The sequence below is a fragment of the Rugamonas violacea genome (assembly GCF_016461825.1).
Classification (GTDB): Bacteria; Pseudomonadota; Gammaproteobacteria; order Burkholderiales; family Burkholderiaceae_D; genus Rugamonas.
Map to the genome: position 1 here is coordinate 38901 of NZ_JAEMNU010000078.1, position 17736 is coordinate 56636.

General features: G+C 62.6%; 10 protein-coding genes. All 10 read left to right on the forward strand.

All coding sequences use genetic code 11. The features are described 5' to 3' along the window. The first annotated feature begins 2 nt into the window (after positions 1–2). The 10 genes from H7U20_RS14955 to H7U20_RS15000 all read left to right on the forward strand — a co-directional run bounded on the left by H7U20_RS14955 (position 3) and on the right by H7U20_RS15000 (position 17593). On the forward strand, positions 3–377 hold the full coding sequence (locus H7U20_RS14955) for a type II secretion system protein (RefSeq protein WP_233410774.1): 375 nt from the start codon (positions 3–5) through the stop codon (positions 375–377). Between the two features lie 3 nt (positions 378–380). Then, the gene (locus tag H7U20_RS14960) at positions 381–839 is read left to right on the forward strand and encodes a type II secretion system protein (protein WP_199759947.1); all 459 of its coding nucleotides are present in this window, start codon (positions 381–383) and stop codon (positions 837–839) included. Between the two features lie 22 nt (positions 840–861). Next, complete coding sequence (gene gspG / locus H7U20_RS14965) at positions 862–1296, forward strand: type II secretion system major pseudopilin GspG (RefSeq protein ID WP_199759948.1); 435 nt, start codon at positions 862–864, stop codon at positions 1294–1296. A 33-nt stretch (positions 1297–1329) separates the two neighbouring features. Next, positions 1330–2493 carry a type II secretion system F family protein gene (locus H7U20_RS14970; RefSeq protein WP_199759949.1) on the forward strand — a complete coding sequence of 388 codons (1164 nt, stop codon included), beginning with the start codon at positions 1330–1332 and terminating at the stop codon, positions 2491–2493. 25 nt (positions 2494–2518) lie between these two features. Then, complete coding sequence (locus H7U20_RS14975; RefSeq protein ID WP_233410775.1) at positions 2519–4165, forward strand: GspE/PulE family protein; 1647 nt, start codon at positions 2519–2521, stop codon at positions 4163–4165. Continuing rightward, positions 4146–4913: a hypothetical protein gene (locus H7U20_RS14980; protein WP_199759951.1), complete on the forward strand. Its 768-nt coding sequence runs from the start codon at positions 4146–4148 to the stop codon at positions 4911–4913. Before H7U20_RS14975 ends, H7U20_RS14980 begins: the two co-directional genes overlap by 20 nt. Positions 4914–4925: 12 nt before the next feature. Then, positions 4926–5453 carry a PilN domain-containing protein gene (locus tag H7U20_RS14985; RefSeq protein WP_199759952.1) on the forward strand — a complete coding sequence of 176 codons (528 nt, stop codon included), beginning with the start codon at positions 4926–4928 and terminating at the stop codon, positions 5451–5453. Between the two features lie 313 nt (positions 5454–5766). Then, entirely contained in the window at positions 5767–16719 is a 10953-nt protein-coding gene (locus H7U20_RS14990; protein ID WP_199759953.1) for an Ig-like domain-containing protein, read from the forward strand. A 7-nt stretch (positions 16720–16726) separates the two neighbouring features. Next, on the forward strand, positions 16727–17203 hold the full coding sequence (locus H7U20_RS14995; RefSeq protein ID WP_199759954.1) for a hypothetical protein: 477 nt from the start codon (positions 16727–16729) through the stop codon (positions 17201–17203). 192 nt (positions 17204–17395) lie between these two features. After that, entirely contained in the window at positions 17396–17593 is a 198-nt protein-coding gene (locus H7U20_RS15000) for a hypothetical protein (protein WP_199759955.1), read from the forward strand. Positions 17594–17736: the final 143 nt, after the last annotated feature.

The window sequence follows — 17736 nt, forward strand, 5'->3', positions numbered from 1 at the left end:
CCATGCGCAAAGTACGCGGCTTCACGATGATCGAACTGCTGGTCACGCTGGCCATCATCGCCATGCTGGTGACGCTGGCCGCGCCGCGCTATTTCGGCAGCATCGAGCGCACCAAGGAGGACGTGCTGCGCGAGGACCTCTACATCCTGCGCAACGCCATCGACCACTATTATGCGGACCGGAACGTCTATCCGGCCGAACTGAAGGATCTGGTGAAGGAGAAGTATCTGCGCAGCCTGCCGGTCGATCCGTACACGCAGAGCGCCAACAGCTGGAAGGTCGTGGCGGCGACCGATGCCTCCCTCGGCGTGGTGGCCGACGTCAAGAGCGGCGCGCCCGCCGTTGCGCGCGACGGCAGCAAAGTGGCGGACTGGTGAACCATGCGGCGCGAACAAGGATTCAGCTATGTGGTGGTGATGTTCTTGGTGGCGATCGTCGCTCTGCTCACCGCGCGCGCGTTGGAGAACGTGCTCACCACCGCGCGGCGCGACAAGGAGGCCGAACTGCTGTGGGTGGGACGGACCCTGCGCGACGCCATCGGCGACTACCACCGCAGCACGCCGGGCTCGGACAAGAAGTACCCCAAGAAGTTGGCCGATCTGCTGGACGACAAGCGCGACTCCGGCGCGCCGCGCCGCTCCCTGCGCAAGGTGTATCGCGACCCGATCAGCGGGGCCAAGGAATGGGGCGAGGTGAGGACGGAGAACGGCGAGCTGATTGGCGTGTTTTCGCTGTCGACGCAGCGGCCCTTGCGGCGCAAAGCCGTCGGGCCGGACCTGCCCGGCTTCGACGACGCCGAGAGTTATCAGCAATGGCGGTTTATCTATGAGGCGAATTGATTCGGTGTATATGAATGTGGACATGAGGACGGGCGCGCCCGGACCGGCGCGGCAACGCGGCTTTACCATGCTGGAGCTGCTGGTGGTGCTCGCCATCATCGGCCTGCTGGCGTCCTTTGTCGGGCCGCGCTACTTCGCCCAGATCGGCAAGTCGAAGAGCCAGATCGCGCGCGCCCAGATCGACCTGTTCGACAAGGCGGTGATCCAGTATCGCATCGACGTCGGCAACTATCCGACGCAGGAGCAGGGCCTGGTGGCGCTGGTGGCGCCGCCCAAGGGCGAAGGCCTGTGGCGCGGTCCCTACCTGAAGAAGGCCGTGCCGCTCGATCCCTGGGAGCACGCCTACAGCTACAAGATCCCCGGAACGGACGAGCGGGAGTTCGAGATCGTCTCGTTCGGCAGCAGCGGCGTGGCCGGCGGCAGCGGTGAAGACGCCGATGTCGCCAATTGGCAATAGGGGGACGGGGAAATGCGGTTTCGCGCCAAAGTATTGAACCAACTGATGACGGTGGAGCACGTCGACGTCGACGCCGCCAGCGAGGCGGAGGCGCGCCGCTTTCTTGCCTCGTCCGGCGTGCGCGTGCTCGACCTGCGGCCGGCGCGCGCCGGCCTGAAGCGCAGGGGCAAGCCGAAGGCCTTCAACCTGGCGGTGTTCAACCAGCAGTTGCATTCGCTGCTGGACGCCGGCCAGACCGTGGTGGACGCCATCGAGGTGCTCGGCCGCAACGACAAGCGCGGCCGCAACCGCGCCATCTACGACACCGTGCTGCTGGCGCTGCAACACGGCAACCAGCTGTCCGACGCGATGGCGACGCTGCCATCGGTATTCCCGCCGCTGTACGTCGCCATGGTGCGCGCCAGCGAGACCACCGGCACCGTGCGCGCGGCGATCCGCCGCTTCATGCTGTACCAGCGGCAGATCGACGAGATCCGCGGCAAGCTGAAAGCGGCGGCCACCTATCCCGCCATCCTGCTCAGCGTCGGCTTCCTGGTGATCAGTTTCCTGCTGATGTATGTGCTGCCGCGCTTCAGCGCCGTCTACGACGACGCCGGCCAGAGCCGGCACGGCGCGGCCGGTTTCGTCCAGCTGTGGGGTGGCTTCGTGCGCAACAACACCACGCTGGCCTGGTCGGTCCTGCTGGCCGGCAGCGGCGCCGTGGCGGCGCTGGCGATGCATCCGGCCTTGCGCGCGGCCGCCTACCGCAAACTGTTGACCATGCCGTGGATAGGCGAGCGGGTGCAGGTGCTGCAACTGGCCCGGCTCTACCGCACGCTGGGCATGCTGCTGCGCAGCGGCGTCAGCGTGCTGCAGGCGATGCGCATGACGCAGGCCTCGATGCCGCCGGCGATGCACGCCGACCTGACGGCCGCCGCGCGCGGCGTCAGCGAAGGCAAGGCGATGTCGCTGGTGATGGCCGAGTACGGCCTGAGCACGGAGGTGGCGCAGCGCCTGCTGGTGGCCGGCGAGTCGTCCGGCAACCTGGAGGAAATGATGGAGCGGATCGCCGATTTCTACGACGAGGAGACGGCGATCTGGATCGACACGGCCGGCCGCCTGATCGAGCCGGCGCTGATGCTGGGCATCGGCGTGATCGTCGGCGCCATCGTGCTCATGCTCTACAGTCCGATTTTTGATTTGGCCAACATCGTTTGATGTGGCAATGATTGTGAAACCCACTATGTTGAATTTGACCACACTGGGCGACGCCATGCGCGCCGCCGTGCCGCGCCAGAACTGGCTGTCCCTGCTGGCCGAGCGGCTGGCGTTGCCCGAGACGGAGGCGCTGGTCGCCACGGCCGACGCGCTGGCCCTGCCGTACCTGGACGCCGTCACCCTGGCGGCGCTCAGCCCGGCGTTCGAGCTGGCCGGTTACGCCGACATGGTCGAGCGCCTGCTGCTGGTCGGCATGGACGGCGCGGGGCGCCTGATCGCCGTGCTCGGCCTGCCGCTGGACGCCGACGCCGGCGCCTGGCTGGCCCGCTTCGCGCTGCAGGAGATCCACCTCGGCGATCCACGCGCCATCCACGCCCGGCTCGAATCGCACGAGGCGATGTTCAGCGCGGTGGCCGACGCGGTCGGCGTGGAGCAGGCCGCCGAGCTGGCGCGCGACGCCAGCGCCGACATGACGCTGACCTCGATCCAGGGCGAGGCCAGCCCGGCGGTGCGGTTGATCAACTCGACCGTGTTCGACGCGCTGCGCCTGGAGGCCAGCGACATCCATCTGGAGTCGCTGCCGCAGGGGCTGGTGATCAAGTTCCGCATCGACGGCGTGCTCAACCGCATTGCGGCGGTCAACAACCCGGCGCTGGCCGAGCAGGCGATCGCCCGCATCAAGGTGCTGGCCGAGCTCGACATCGGCGAAAAGCGCATCCCCCAGGACGGCCGCTTCCGCGTCGCCGCCAAGGGGCGCGACATCGACATCCGCGTCTCCATCATGCCCAGCATCCACGGCGAGGACGCCGTACTGCGCGTGCTCGACAAGAAGGCGCTGACCGACAGCGTGCAGCGGCTGACCCTCGACTCGCTCGGCTTCGACAGCCAGACCATCCACCTGCTGCGGCGCCTGGCCGCCGAGCCCTACGGCATGATGCTGGTGACCGGCCCGACCGGCAGCGGCAAGACCACCACGCTGTACGCCGCGCTGACCGAGATCAACCACGGCGAGGACAAGTTCATCACCATCGAGGACCCGGTCGAGTACCAGCTGCCCGGCGTGCTGCAGATTCCCGTCAACGAAAAGAAGGGTTTGACCTTCGCCGTGGGGCTGCGCTCCATCCTGCGGCACGACCCGGACAAGATCCTGGTCGGCGAGATCCGCGATCCGGAGACGGCGCAGATCGCCGTGCAGTCGGCGCTGACCGGCCACATGGTGTTCACTTCGGTCCACGCCAACAACACCTTCGACGTGATCGGCCGCTTCATGCACATGGGTGTCGACCCGTACAACTTCGTCTCCTCGCTGACCGGCGTGGTGGCGCAGCGTTTGCTGCGGCAGAACTGCCCGCACTGCAACGAAGCGGTGACGCTGGACGCGCAACTGCTGGCCGAGTCCGGCATCGCCGATCCGCAGAACTACCGCTTCCACGCCGGACGCGGTTGTGCGCAGTGCCGCAACACCGGCTACAAGGGGCGGCGCGCGGTGGCCGAGGTGCTGCGGCTGACCGACGAAATCCGCGAGATGATCATCGCGCGCGCCTCGATCCGCGCGCTGAAGGCGCAGGCGCGCAAGGAGGGCACGCGCTTCCTGCGCGATGTCGCGCTGGAACTGGTGCGCGCCGGCCACACCACTTTGCAGGAGGTGAACCGTGTCACATTTGTGGCCTGAAACGATCAGCGTCGGCCTGTTCGCCGACCAATGCTGGCTGCGCCGCGGCCGCACCCTGAGCCTGGCCGATGGGCACGGCCAGGCGGCCGCGCCGGAGCGCTTGCTGTCGTCGTTGACGGAGCTGTTGGCCGGCCAGCCGCAGGCCGCCCTCAAACGCGCGCGGCTGCATGTGCTGGTGGCCGACAGCGCCGCCGCGATCACCGTCTTGCCCTGGCAGGAAGCGCTGAGCGGCGCCGACGAGTGGCGCGCCTACGCCCACGCCTGCTTCGAGCGCCAGGGACAGGCGCTCGACGACGGCTGGGCGCTGCAGACCGGCTTCCGTCATTTCAGGGGTGCCGGCCTGGCTTACGCCATGCCGCAAGCCTGGCTGGGCGAGTTGCTGGAAGTGGCCGGTCGGGCCGGCCTGCGGCTGGCCAGCGTGCTGCCGGTATCGGCCGCCGCGTACTGGCGCCACGGCGGCACGCCCGGTGCCGCGCCCGACCTGTTGCTACTGGCCGAGGCGCACCGCATCACCGGCCAGTTGTGGGCGCGCGGCCGCCTGCTGGGTGTCGATGTGCAGCCGGTGATCGGCGGCGTCCATGCCACCGGCGCGCGGCTGCTGCGCCGCATGAGCGCGCTTCAACCAAACATCGGATCGGTGCAATGGTGGTCCTCGGCTGTCGGCGGGGAGGAGCCACCGCTGGCTTTTATTGGCGAGACTTTGGCCGAGGCCCGGCTGGTACGGCTGGCGCGGGAAGTGTGGAGCTAAGGAATGATGGACATGCACAATTACTTGAAGCCGCGTCCCCGTTTTGTGGTGTTGCTGGTTGGCGCCGCGCTGGTGCTGGGCATCCTGGCGATCTACGCCGCCGCCATGGCGGTCGGGCGGCACACGCAGGCCGACGCGATCGTGCAGCAGGCCGAACGCTTGCGCGTCGCACAGGTGGTCAAGCCGACACCGGTGCCGAGCAGGACCGAATTGGAAGAGCAAAAGCGCTGGGCCGTATTCAAGCTTGAGCGCGATTTCTCCTGGGCGCCGCTGTTCAACGCGCTGCAGGTGGCCGGCAATCCGAACATCGAATTGCTGGAATTCCAGCCGGACAAGGCCGGCGGCCGCGTCATGCTGCGCGGCGAGGCCAGGGACGAGGAGGCGTTGATTGCCTTTATGGAGACGCTGGCGGCGCAGCCGCTGTTGCGCAACGTGCATCTCAGCCACCGCAAGATCAAGCGGCGCGATCGGCTGGTCACGGTGGCCTTCGAGATCAAGGCGGCGATGCGGCGCGATAGCTCGGTCTCACCGGCAAACTGAACAGGCAGGGGCAGCGGCGGTGTATTTTAATTCGGTCTCCAATGAAATATTTCATCTGTAATATATTTCCATATGGATATATTTATGTTACTATTTTCCCAATTCTACTTTTTTGGCAATTTTTCTCCTGCGTATGGAGTGATCCTGTGAAGAAAGAAATTGGGTAGGTTTTCCTGAACTCGCCGCGTGGTTTGCGCAAGTTTATAGGTCAAATATCTCCAGAAGAAAAGATTTCATCGCACTTTTGGCGAGGCCTGCTTGCGCCCGCTGAGAGTGTGCCGCCGCCGCTTTGCCAGTCCACACAACTATCTCCATGTCCACCACCATGAACAGCCATCCGACTCCGCACACCCGCCGCCATCCATTGCCGACGGTATCTTCGATTGCTGGAATGTTGTGCCTGCTGGTGCGCATGGCCTTGTTGCTGCTGCTGGGGGGCGGGCAGTTGGCCCACGCGCAGGCCGGCGCGCCGGTGCCGACCATCTCCTCGCCGTTGCAGGGGGCGAAGTACTCCGCTCTGAGTTCCGCCGCGACCCTGAACTACTCGGGCAGCACGACGATTGACGCCGGTGCCAAGATCGTCAAGCTGGAGGTGTATGACGGCACCAGGCTGATCCGTTCGGGCGGGGCGGTCACGACGTTGACCTTCGCTCTCGGCACGGCGTTAGGGAAGCACCGGGTCGAACTGCGCGCCACCGACAGCTTGAAGCGGGTCGGCAGCGCCTTCGTCGATTTCGAGGTCATCGCCGCCGTGGCGCCGACGGTGCGCATGACGGCGCCTTCGGCCGGTCAGAGTTTCGCCATCACCAGCGGGGTGACGGTGCCGGTGACGGTGAGTGGAGACGCGACTGCCTTCAACGACGCCAGGATCACCCGCATCGATGTCATGGAGGGCGCCGTCAGCCTCGGCAACGCGCTGGGCGACACAATAAATGCGGTGGTGCCACTCGATCTGGGGCCGCACATCCTTCACCTGCGGGCCACCGACGGCATCGGTAAGACGACCACGACCACGCCAGTGACCGTCAACGTGACGGCGCCGGCGCCGACGGCCGTGTTCACCAGTCCGGCGCCCAACAGCATCGAATTGGCGGCGGACAAGACGGCGACGGTGGAACTGACCGGTGTGGCGACCGTCGATCCGGCGGCGGCGGTGGCCACGCTGGAGGTTTGGGAAGGCACGGTAAGAAAATTTTACGCTTCGAACAAGAGCCCAAACTTGGCTGGGAAGGTGGTGTTCCCGCTCGGCCCGCATAGCGTGGAGTTCCGCGTCACCGACAACCGGGGCATGACCGCCAAGGCGTATACCAACTTCACCGTGCAGGCCGCGTTGCCGGCCACCGTGACGATGACTGCGCCACGCGACGGCAGCAGTTTTGCCCTCACCAGCGCGTTGACGGTGTTGGTGCCGGTGAGCGCCAGCGCGCGCGGCGCGGGGGCGGCGACGATCGAAAAGATCGAAGTGCTCGACAACAACGTGCCGCGCCTTACCGTCGACGGCGATAGCGTCAACGATGCCGTCCCCTTGGCTTACGGCCCGCACGTGGTGAAACTCAGGGTGACCGACAGCATCGGCAAGGTGACCCTCTCCGAACCGGTGGATGTGCTGGTGACGGCGCCCGATCCGGCGCCGGAGTTGACGCTGCCGGTCAAGGACGATACCTATCTGACGCCGACCGCGACCGCGAACGTATTGATGAACGGTAAGCCCAACCTCAGCGGCGGGGCCATGCTCAGGATGGTTGAATTTTATGAAGGTGGCAAGCGGATCTACATAACGCCGACCGCCGTGCCGCCGGCGAACCCCATCGTCCCGACCATGAACGTGCGGCTGGCGTTCGCCGTCGGCCTGCACACGGTCGAGGCGCGGGTGACCGACAGCCGCAACAAGAAGGGCAGCGATGTCGTCACCTTCACGGTGGCCGACGCGCCGCCGGCGCTGCTGGCGATGTCGTCGCCGGCCAACGGCGCCAGCTTCGCCATCACCGCAGGCACGATGGCGGGCGTGCCGTTCAAGGCGACGGCACGCTCGGTCAGCAGCGCGACCATCGCGCGGATCGACGTCCTGGAAGGCGCCCGCGTGGTGCACACCGTCAAGGGCGACAGCCTGGACGAACTGGTCGATCTGCCCTTGGGCGAGCACAAGCTGCAATTGCGCGTCGTCGACAGCGTCAACAAGATGACGCTGGGCGAAGAGCTCAACATCAGTGTGACGGCGCCGGCGCCGGAGCCCAGCTTCGCCGCGCCGGATCCGGACAGCATCTTCCTCGCGCCTATCCCCACGGGCGCCATTGTCGAGCTGGTCGGCCTGGCCAACCTGGCGCCGGGCGCCGGCGTGTCGCGTCTGGAGTTCAAGGAAAACGCGACGGTGTTCGCGGTGTCGGCGGCGGCATCGGCCACGCTGACCAGCAAGCGCACTTTCACGATCGGCAAGCACACGGTGGACTTCAACGTGACGGACAACCGCGGCATGAAGGCCAGCACCAGCATCAGTTTCGAGGTCGTGCCGGCCTCGCCGGCGATCGTGACGCTGGCCGCGCCGCTCGACGGCAGCAGTTATCCGGTATCGACCGGCACGACCGGGCCGGTGCAACTGACCGGCGGCGCGGTGGCGGTGGGCGAGGCGACGATCGCCAAGCTGGAGGTGCTCGACACCAACAACCGGATAGTGCATACGGCCTTGAAGGTCGACAAGCTCGACATCACCTTGAACCTGGCTGCCGGCAAGCACGCGTTGCAGATCCGCGCCACCGACAGCGTCGGCAAGGTCGCGCTGAGCACGCTGGCGAACATCATCATGACGGTGCCGGCGCCGATCGCCACGCTCGACGGGCCGGACGACGGCAGCAAGTATTTCACCGCCGGCGCGACGGCCAATGTGACCATCAGCGGCAGCGGCACGGCCTATAACGGCAGCACGATCGGCAAGATCGAACTGCTCGACGGCGGGCAGCTGATCGCCTCCAGTGCCGGTCGCCTGTTCAACCAGGTCAAGCCGCTGGCCGTCGGCCGGCACGCGCTGCAACTGCGCTCCTACAACAGCCTGCAGCAGACCGCGCTGAGCGAGGCGGCCAACATCGAGGTGGTCGCGGCGACGGTGGGCAACGACGCCCAGTTCGTGTCGCAAACGGTGCCGGCGGCGATGCGCGCCGGCCAGCCCTATAACGTGGTGGTCAAGATGCGCAACACCGGCACGCTGGCCTGGCAGGACGCCGGCGGCTACCGCCTGGGCGCGCAGAACCCGGCCGATTCGCGCACCTGGATCAGCACCGGCCGCGCCCACGTCAGCGGCGTGGTGGCGACCGACCAGGTGGCCACGTTCACCATACCCGTCACCGCGCCGAGCAAGCCGGGCAGCTACAATTTCCAGTGGAAGATGGTGAAGGAGGGCGCCGGCTGGTTCGGCGCCAACACGGAGAACCTGGTGGTGGTGGTGGCGGCCGGCGCCGGTCCGAGCGCCAGCCTGCAGGTATCGCCGAGCAATGTGCGGATGGTCGGCAGCACGCCGGCGACGCTGAGCTTCAGCGGCAGCGGCGCCGAGCCGGGCCGCAAGATCGTACGACTTGACCTGTACCGCGACGCCGGCGACGGCTATGGCGCGGCGGTCAACACCATCGCCGGCGGCACCGCCAGCCTGAGCCTGAACGTCAAGCGCAACGAGACGGGCGGCGTGTACCGTTACAAGCTGCGCAGCACCGACGACCTGGGCGTGTCGACCGACTCCGAGCCGGTGTTGGTCAACGTGACCGACAGCCCGCTGCTGGGCATGGTCAAGGGCGTGCGCATCGACGCACAGAACAAACCGCAACTGGTGGGCTGGATGTGCCAGGCCGGCATCAGCCAGCCTTTGGTTTATCAAGTGTTGTTGGATGCGCCGACCGTGGCCACCAACGGCATCGTGCTGACCAGCGGCACGGCCAACCTGGGCGACGAACCGGATAGCGCGAACGTCGAAGCGCAGTGCGGCACGCCCGGCGCCAAGCACTTCTTCAGCGTCGATCTGAGCGCCTATACCGGCGAATACAGCGGACGCTCGATCTATGTGCAAGCCAAACCGGGGCCGGTGGTCCAAGCACCGGCGGCGCGCAGCGCGATGAGGGCGCAGGGCGGCCGCAGCTTGGCGCAAGCCCAGGGCACCGCGCCCGCCGCGCAAGCCCTGGCGGCCGCCGCCGCCGATGTGCCGCCGGCCGTCATGCCGTGCGAGGACCGCACCTGCACCATGCCGGGTAGCCTGCGCATCGCGCTGACCACGCCGGGCAAGAGCGAAAAATTCCTGGCGCCGGCCACCGTCTTCATGAGCGCCCAGTTGAGTGGCGGGGAGGGCCCTTACGACGAGGTGGCCTTCGCCGTTGACGGCCAGTGGAGCGCCGGCGCGCCCGACACCGTTGTCGGCCGCTATTTCGCCAGCCAGAAGGATCTGGCCGCGCGCACCACGCCGTATCTGATCCAGGCCAAGGTGCGCCAAGGCGACATGACGATCTTCTCTGAAACGAGACCAATCCTGATCGGCGCCGCGCCAGTCCTCACGCTGACTCCAACCGCACCGAAGGATGGGGCGAAGTACGGTATTGGCGTGCCGATTACCTTGAGCGTTACCGCAGTCGATTCCGCCACCGCCATTCAATCCGTGAAATTCTATGCCAACGATGCGCTGATTGGCGTTGCTCTTAATGGCAGTGGCAGCTGGATTGCCAGTTGGACCGCAACCATCGCCGGTCCGTATGTGATCACTTCGCGCGCATTCGACGGCAAAGGTGTTCAATTGTTGCAGTCCGCTGCGGCGAACATTGTCGTGTCCACCGACCCGATTGGTGGGGGCGATCCAATTGCCATTGCCATCGATGTTCCGTATTTGGACAAGTTGGATGCCGGAACCCTACCCGGTAGTTTGAATGTGGGCTCCAACGGTAAGGCAAGCTACGACATTGCATTGGTGGTACCGCCAGGCACCGCCGGCGTACAACCGAGCCTATCGCTTAATTACAGTGGCGCGTCGCCGAACGGTCTGCTTGGCCTCGGGTGGAGTTTAAGCGGGCTGTCGAGTATTCAACGTTGCGGCAAGACGATCGCGCAAGATGGAGTCAATGGTCGGATCAGTTTTGATCACGCTGATCGTCTGTGCCTGGATGGACAGCGACTGGTGTTGGTGAACCAGGCCATGAGTGATGACAACTATTGGTCCGACAATGCGGAGTATCGCACGGAGATTGAAAGTTTTAGTCGCGTCAAAACTCAAAAAATCAATGGCCTGCGCAGCTTCCGTGTCGAAGCCAAGGATGGTCGCATCATGACCTACGGTAGCACGGAGACCAGTTATGTAAAAGCGATACTGGGTTCGCCCAACAGCGGGGAGGCGGCAAAGCAATCTCCTCCGCAAGAGAAAACCGGCCCTCAGTCTTGGGCGCTCGACAGCGTAGTCGATCGTATGAACAACTACGTCAGCTTCGTCTACGAGCAAGACAAGTATGGGGAGCATCGGCCCAAATTTATGCGCTATGGCGGCAACGGAATGCCCGCCCACGCAGGTATCGTGTTCGACTATGAGGAGCGGTCGGATATCTGGACCCGCTATATCGACGAGACGCGGAACGACCTGCGTATGCGTCTTTCACGCATAACCACGTATGTCGGCAGCAATTTGAATGGCGAAATAGCCACCGGTGGCAGTAAGGTCCGTGAATATACGCTCGCGTATGAGCAGAGTCCGACCAGCGGTCGTAGCCTACTCAACGCGGTTAAAGTGTGTGCCCGCAATCCCCAGACGTCGGCAATGGAGTGTCTGCCCGAAACCAGTTTCTCGTGGGGAAAGCCGGATCCGCTCAAGAAGCCCGGGTTTGCCAGCAAAGGTGCATGGCCCGGCGCGCCGGTCTTGACCACATGGAATCGCGTAGGTGGCCGGAATGTGTCGACGAACCACGCCGATTACTTTGCCTTTAGCGATTTCGAGAATCATGGCTTTACCGACGTGCTGGAAAAGCGCGTTGCGTCGCCTATCCCGGCCGATGACGGCTCCCAGGACTCGAGCGAAAAGGAGTCGCGCAACAAGATCGCTCCGGGAACCTTGAGAGCTAAGTATCGCTATTTCCACAATACGGGAAACGCGTTTTCCGAGCATGAATACAACATCGACGTCGAGGGATCTCATCCTGAGTTTGTCGTTCTCAATATTGGTGATTTCAATGGGGACGGTGCGCCGGACTTATTGGTCGACACCAGTCGCGGCGCCAAAGTATGTTTGTCGCCGCTGGGCCGTCCTGAGGGCGCGGGCACTGCCGGATCGATGATCACTTTCGTTTGCAATGGACAACGGGCACTCGGCCAAAACAAGGATGTCGAGCTTCCTTATGTTGTCGATATCGTTGGCGATGGACGCTCGGCGTACTACGGCAGCCAGATTCGAAGCGGTGGTGCCGAGGTGTGCTGGTCCAAGGGCTGCGTTGTCGATAAAAATGCACCGAACTATGTGATTTCCAGCGGCATTAATTTGCCGCAGGAGCTGCGCTCTTCGCTGCGCGACCATGTTGCAATGACCGAAATGGTGGACTTCGCTGGCGTTGGTAAGCCATATGAGGTCCGTTGGTCCGAGACCCAAATGGTTGACAAGGGTGATCCAAGCGATTCGGGCGAAAAATTTTATGAATGGAAAAATCCGTCGGGGTATGTCGCCATCACCGGTTTTGGCACGCCCGACGGCAGCTCGCCGATTGCCAATGTGTTGGGATATGCCTATCCGGAAAACAAGCCTTGCATCATTTCCTTGTCTTGCCAGCCGTATTATTTCGATACGCCATCTTTGAACTCTGGACTGTCAGCGGACTTCAATGGTTCGGGCCAGAGCGGCTTGGTGTTTGGATATGCGGGTCAGGACAGCACCGGCGTTCATTTGAAATTGCCCGATTTGACAGTCTGTCTGTCGACCGGCCGGGCACTGGATTGCCGTGTTCGGCAAAAGTATAGCGGCAGCGACTACGCGTCCGTTCTCGCCGTCGGCAACTTTATCGGCGATGGCCAACCGTCGATCCTTGTCGGTACCGTGCAGACCTTGGCCGGTGGCTATCAGCATCGCACTGGCGACCTGCAGATGTGCAGGTTGCTTGGCGACGACACCAGTGGCGGCACGTCCAAAAACGACAGTAATATCGTGTGCGAGCCATGGAGCGGTGTGAAGCCGCCCCTTAACCCAACATCTGACCTCGCCGCGCGAGACCAGGTGTATTTCATGGATCTGCTTGGCACGGGACGCATGCAATTGGTGTATTACCATGTTGGTCAGTTTGACGGGAACAATGAGCTGAAGGGTGATTATTGGGAGCTTTTGGAACCAATCGATTTGGCCAAGGATAAAGAGGCGCTGGACCAGGTTGTCAGCGTGAAGAATGGCTTGGGCCTGGTTTCTTCTGTTGAATTTGTTGATGGTGTTGCTGCCGGGGTAGTCGGCGCCGGCCGGACTGGCGTGATGGCCTATCCTATGCGCGCCGTCACCAGCCCGAACCGGGTTGTTGGCAAGCTGCGGACCGGCACCGGAGCCGGCGCCGACCGAACCATGGCTTATCAATACCTGGACGGGGCCATGGATCTCAGTGGCCGTGGCCTGCTTGGTTTTGCCAAAGTCATTACCACGGACGAGCAAAGCAGTATCGTGACAACGACCGAGTACAGCCAGGCTTGGCCGTTTAACGGCATGGTCAAGTCGAGCAAAGCCGTTTGGAATGGCGTGACTCTGACTGATGTGCAGAACGCTCCGATGATCGCGAGACCTGTCCCACAGGCCAACGGCAGCAGTACGTCCTTCCCGTATGTTGAGCAGTCCAAAGCGGAGCGGCGCGATCTGGATAGCAGCGAGTTGGGCACGACCTTGACGCAGAACCACTATGACGACTGGGGAAATCTGGACAAGCAAACGGTGACAAGTAGCGCCAGCGATGGCGCGGTGTTCATCAACGATACCGCGACCAACTTCCGCAATGACGGCGCGCGTTGGTTGCTGGGATTGCCGACATCGATAGTCAAGACGCGTACCGAGCCGTTGGCAACCGCTGTTGCACGCGCGCTTGCCCGTGACTACGATCCGGTCACAGGATTGCTGTCGTCCGAGGTCCAACAGCCCGGCGACCCGAAGTATCAGCTGACGACGAGCTATGATCGCTCCGGCAACGCGTTTGGTCTGGTTGGCACGGTCACGCAGACATGGTTCGATCCCTATGAGAACGTAGGCAAGAGCCGCACGCTCAGTGCGATCACCTACGATGCGAATGGCCGCTTCATCAGCACGCTCAAGAACGCGGCTGGCCACCAGGAAACGCACTTCAACGATCCGGCAACCGGGGCTCGGACCATGCTGGTCGGGCCGAACGCACTTGCCACTCGTTGGGAAGTCGATGGTTTCGGGCAAGCACGGCGGGAACTGCGTGCCGACGGCAACGAGACGCGCACCTACTCCAAGCAATGTGACTTCTCCTGTCCCGTGAACGCGGCGATGGTGCAGATCAACGACACCTTCCACGGCACGAAACGAAGCGGCGTTCCCAAAATGATCTATGCCGACGCGGCGGGCCACCCGCTGCGCTCGCAGACCTGGGGATTCGACGGGCGGATCATCGTCGCCGATGCCACTTACGATAGTTGGGGGCGTCTGTCGAGGAGCGACCGGCCGCACTTCGCCGATGAAACGGCGCAGATGGACAATCTGCAAGGCTACGACGAGCTGAGTCGTGTCGTCAGCGTGACAACGATTGATGAAGCAGGCCGCTTGCAGGAGGCCAAAACCGAGTACCGCGGTTTCAAGACGGTGTTGACCAACGCCCGACAGTTCACGCGCACGGAGCTGCGCAATGTTGTTGGCCAGATGAAGAAGGTCACCGACGCCAAGAACGGTGTCGTGGAGTTCGACTACGACCCGTTCGACAACTTGCGCAAGACGATCGATGCGAAGAAGAACGTCATCACGGTCGAGTATGACTTGTTGGGACGCAAGATCGAGCTGAGGGATCCCGACCTTGGCTGGATCGGCTACAAGGTCGATCCGCTGGGCCGCACCTGGTCGAGCACCACGCCGCGGCAGCGCGCGTCCCAGCAGAGTACCCGGACCGAATTCGACGTGCTGGACCGCATGATCGGACGCTATGAGACCGACCTGGAAAGTCACTGGGTGTTCGACACGGCGCCCACCGGCGTGGGGCAGCTGGCCGAGGCGTACACGCAAACAGGGCAGGGCCGGGACTACGACCGCGTGCACACGTATGACGACAGTGGACGTCCGTTCGAAACGACGCAGCAACTGAGCGACGCCAAATACACCAGCCGCACCGAGTATGACGCCTGGGGCCGTGTCGCCAAGCAGACGTATCAGCGGGGCGCCGACGGCGCCAAGGTGTTTGGGCTGCGTTACAACGGCTTCGGCTATCTGGCGCGGCTGGAGCGGGGCGATCTCGTGTTGTGGGAAGTATCGTCGCAGGACGCGGCGCAGCGCCCGACGCGTGTCGCGTTGGGCAACGGCCTGACGCAGAGTCGCGACTTCAATCCCGTCACCGGCCTGCTGGAGAACGGCACCTTGCAGACGGTGGGCGCTGCCTTGCGCCTGCAGGAGGGCTACCATTACGACGTGCTGGGCAATGTGCAGAGTCGCTCGCAGTTTTGGGACGGGGTCGGATTCCACGAGGAGTTCAGCTATGACGCGCTGAACCGTCTGGAGTCGAGCACGGTGGCGCAGACCAAGCAGGTGTTCGAGTACGACGCGGTGGGCAATTTCACCAGGAAGTCGAACGTTGGCGCCGGCGCCTACCAGTACGGACCGGCCGGCGGCAAGGCGGCGGATCCCCACGCGCCGGGGCCGAACGCGGTGTTGGGCATCCCCGGCATCGCCGGCGCCTTCGAGTACGACGACAACGGCAACCTGCTGAAGGGGGCGGGGCGGGAGGCGAGCTGGTTCAGCTTCGACATGCCCGAATGGTTGAAGAACGGCACGAGCAAGTCGAGCTTCGTCTATGGTCCCGAGCACCAGCGCGTGCGGCAGGAGCGCAGCGACGGGACCAAGCTGATCTACGCCGGCGCGCAGGAGGTCGAAAACAGGAGCGGCCCGGTGACGGTCAAGACCTATTGGCCGATGGGCATCGGGATGGAGGTCGAGCGGGAGGGCGGCGCGACCGAGCTGAACTGGATCCACCTGGACCGCCTGGGCAGTCCGATCGCGATCAGCGACCAGGGCGGCAACGTGGTGGAAAAGCTGGCCTACGACGCGTGGGGCAAGCGCCGCCAGCTCGACGGCCGTCCGGTGAACGGCACGGCGACGCCGGATTCGATCGACGGGAAAGTGGACAACCGGGGCTTCACCGGCCATGAGATGCTGGACCAGCTGGACTTGGTGCATATGAATGGCCGAGTGTATGATCCCTTGATCGGCAAGTTCCTGTCGGCCGACCCGCTGGTGACGGATCCGTTTGACGGGCAGAATTACAACCGTTATTCCTATGTGCTGAACAATCCGACCAATCTGACCGATCCGAGCGGTTTTTGCTATGTGCCAACCGGATCGTCCATCTGTAAACGTACGGGCACAAGGGGCGGGGATCCAGTTACAGTTATTTCTGATGGGGCGTTATCGCCGAATCGGGCATCAGACGCGAAGTCGGTTGAAACCAGCCCGTCCGCCACAGGCAACTACCACGCCGAAGGTTCCGTGAATGCCAAAAACTTCGGAGCGGCAAACAATGCACCTGCCACTCAGTCGTATATTGGAATGGGGGAAGACGGAGTTCCATATCGTTACGAAGGACCCGCTGCAGAGCCCAAGTCTACGTCCCAGAAAATCAAAGATGGCGTGGGTGATTTTGTTGAAGGTGCCATGCACGCTGCGGAAGGGATTCCCGGAGAGGGAATTGCTTTTGCTGGAGTTGTTAGGATTACCCGTGCAGCAAATTCGACCGTAATCGGGGCGCTAGAAAGAGGTGCTAGTGGCTTGTCGGGGCTGTGGTTTGGCGAAATGCGAACGGCCTTGATGACGGCACAGGATTCTTACAAAGGTAGTACGGTTATTGGTCATGCTCTTTCAAAGCATGCTGGACGTAATCCGCAGATATGGGGACGGATTTCCGGTTCAATGAAGACTTGGAACGACCAAGCAATGAAGCAATTTAGAGAGATCGTTCGTGCACCTGGAGAATTTCAGGAAAAGGCTTATGATGGAATTAAGTTCCTTGAAAAGCGTTTAGAGGACGGCCGAGGTGTTCGACTCAATATGGACTCGACATTTAAAGGCTTTATTGATTAAGGAACTCATGCGAAATACTTTCGAAATTATATTTGAAAATGTATCTGAGCCTAGTGTGGACGGGCTCGTTAACGAGCTGTTGTCGCACGCGAAAGATATCGAATCGATTGAACTCTCGGAGGAGGGTACGTCAGAAAATAGCGATGTGTTTGGCCGAGAAAAATTGACCAAACTGTTGCTGGCTAAAGAGGCGCTGACGGCGATGATTCGTGTACGACGGTTTTTCGTAAATGCGGTTGTACTCGATGTTGCCTTGGTGAGAGTGGTCAAATACGAAAATACTGTCGATGTGGACATTAGCTTTGACATCGAAGAGGAAAAAAATCCAGTTTCGATAATGAGTTCCTTACATCCGTATGCCTTGGAACTGGCGAGCTCTTTCTCGGTCGGAAACGTGTACGGAGGACTGGAGCCCGCAGACGACTGTGCGACTCGATATTTTACTAACTTGGAATTGGGGCCTTTACCCCACAGCGATAAATAGATTCGGCAAACAATATTGGAGTTGCCGGTGCAAAAGCAGCAGCACCTAGCGATGGACGTGCGCTAGCAGAACTAAATATCCCTAAGGTAGTTGTACAAGGCTATCTCCGTGCGATGGCAGATTTTGCGGACAACAATCGCGGCATATACGGATGGGGTTGAGCAGTCGGGCTAGCTGAGTCGTGTCGTCAGCATGACAACGATCGATGAAGCAGGCCGCTTGCAGGAGGCCAAAACCGAGTACCACGGTTTCAAGACGGTGTTGACCAACGCCCGGCAGTTCACGCGCACGGAGCTGCGCAATGTTGTTGGCCAGATGAAGAAGGTCACCGACGCCAACGGTAGTTGTCAACAAAGTTGTCGCGTCACTTCATGCAGCCAGCTTCACTAATTCAGGTTCAGCCCGTTCCGGATTGAGCCAAACCTCGTCCTTCAATTTCTGTAAGCGCTCCACGAACCCCAACCTATTCAGCCAGGCAGAATGCTGGTTAAATCCGGGGTATGCAAATCCTTCACATTCCACGGCAGCAGCGC

Bases quoted from the DNA above. Each gene is read 5' to 3' on its own strand.
- H7U20_RS14955 (WP_233410774.1), top strand. From the start codon at position 3: ATGCGCAAAGTACGCGGCTTCACGATGATCGAACTGCTGGTCACGCTG.
- H7U20_RS14995 (WP_199759954.1), top strand. From the start codon at position 16,727: ATGCGAAATACTTTCGAAATTATATTTGAAAATGTATCTGAGCCTAGT.
- gspG (WP_199759948.1), top strand. From the start codon at position 862: ATGAGGACGGGCGCGCCCGGACCGGCGCGGCAACGCGGCTTTACCATG.
- H7U20_RS14975 (WP_233410775.1), top strand. From the start codon at position 2,519: ATGTTGAATTTGACCACACTGGGCGACGCCATGCGCGCCGCCGTGCCG.
- H7U20_RS14960 (WP_199759947.1), top strand. From the start codon at position 381: ATGCGGCGCGAACAAGGATTCAGCTATGTGGTGGTGATGTTCTTGGTG.
- H7U20_RS14990 (WP_199759953.1), top strand. From the start codon at position 5,767: ATGTCCACCACCATGAACAGCCATCCGACTCCGCACACCCGCCGCCAT.
- H7U20_RS14985 (WP_199759952.1), top strand. From the start codon at position 4,926: ATGCACAATTACTTGAAGCCGCGTCCCCGTTTTGTGGTGTTGCTGGTT.
- H7U20_RS15000 (WP_199759955.1), top strand. From the start codon at position 17,396: ATGACAACGATCGATGAAGCAGGCCGCTTGCAGGAGGCCAAAACCGAG.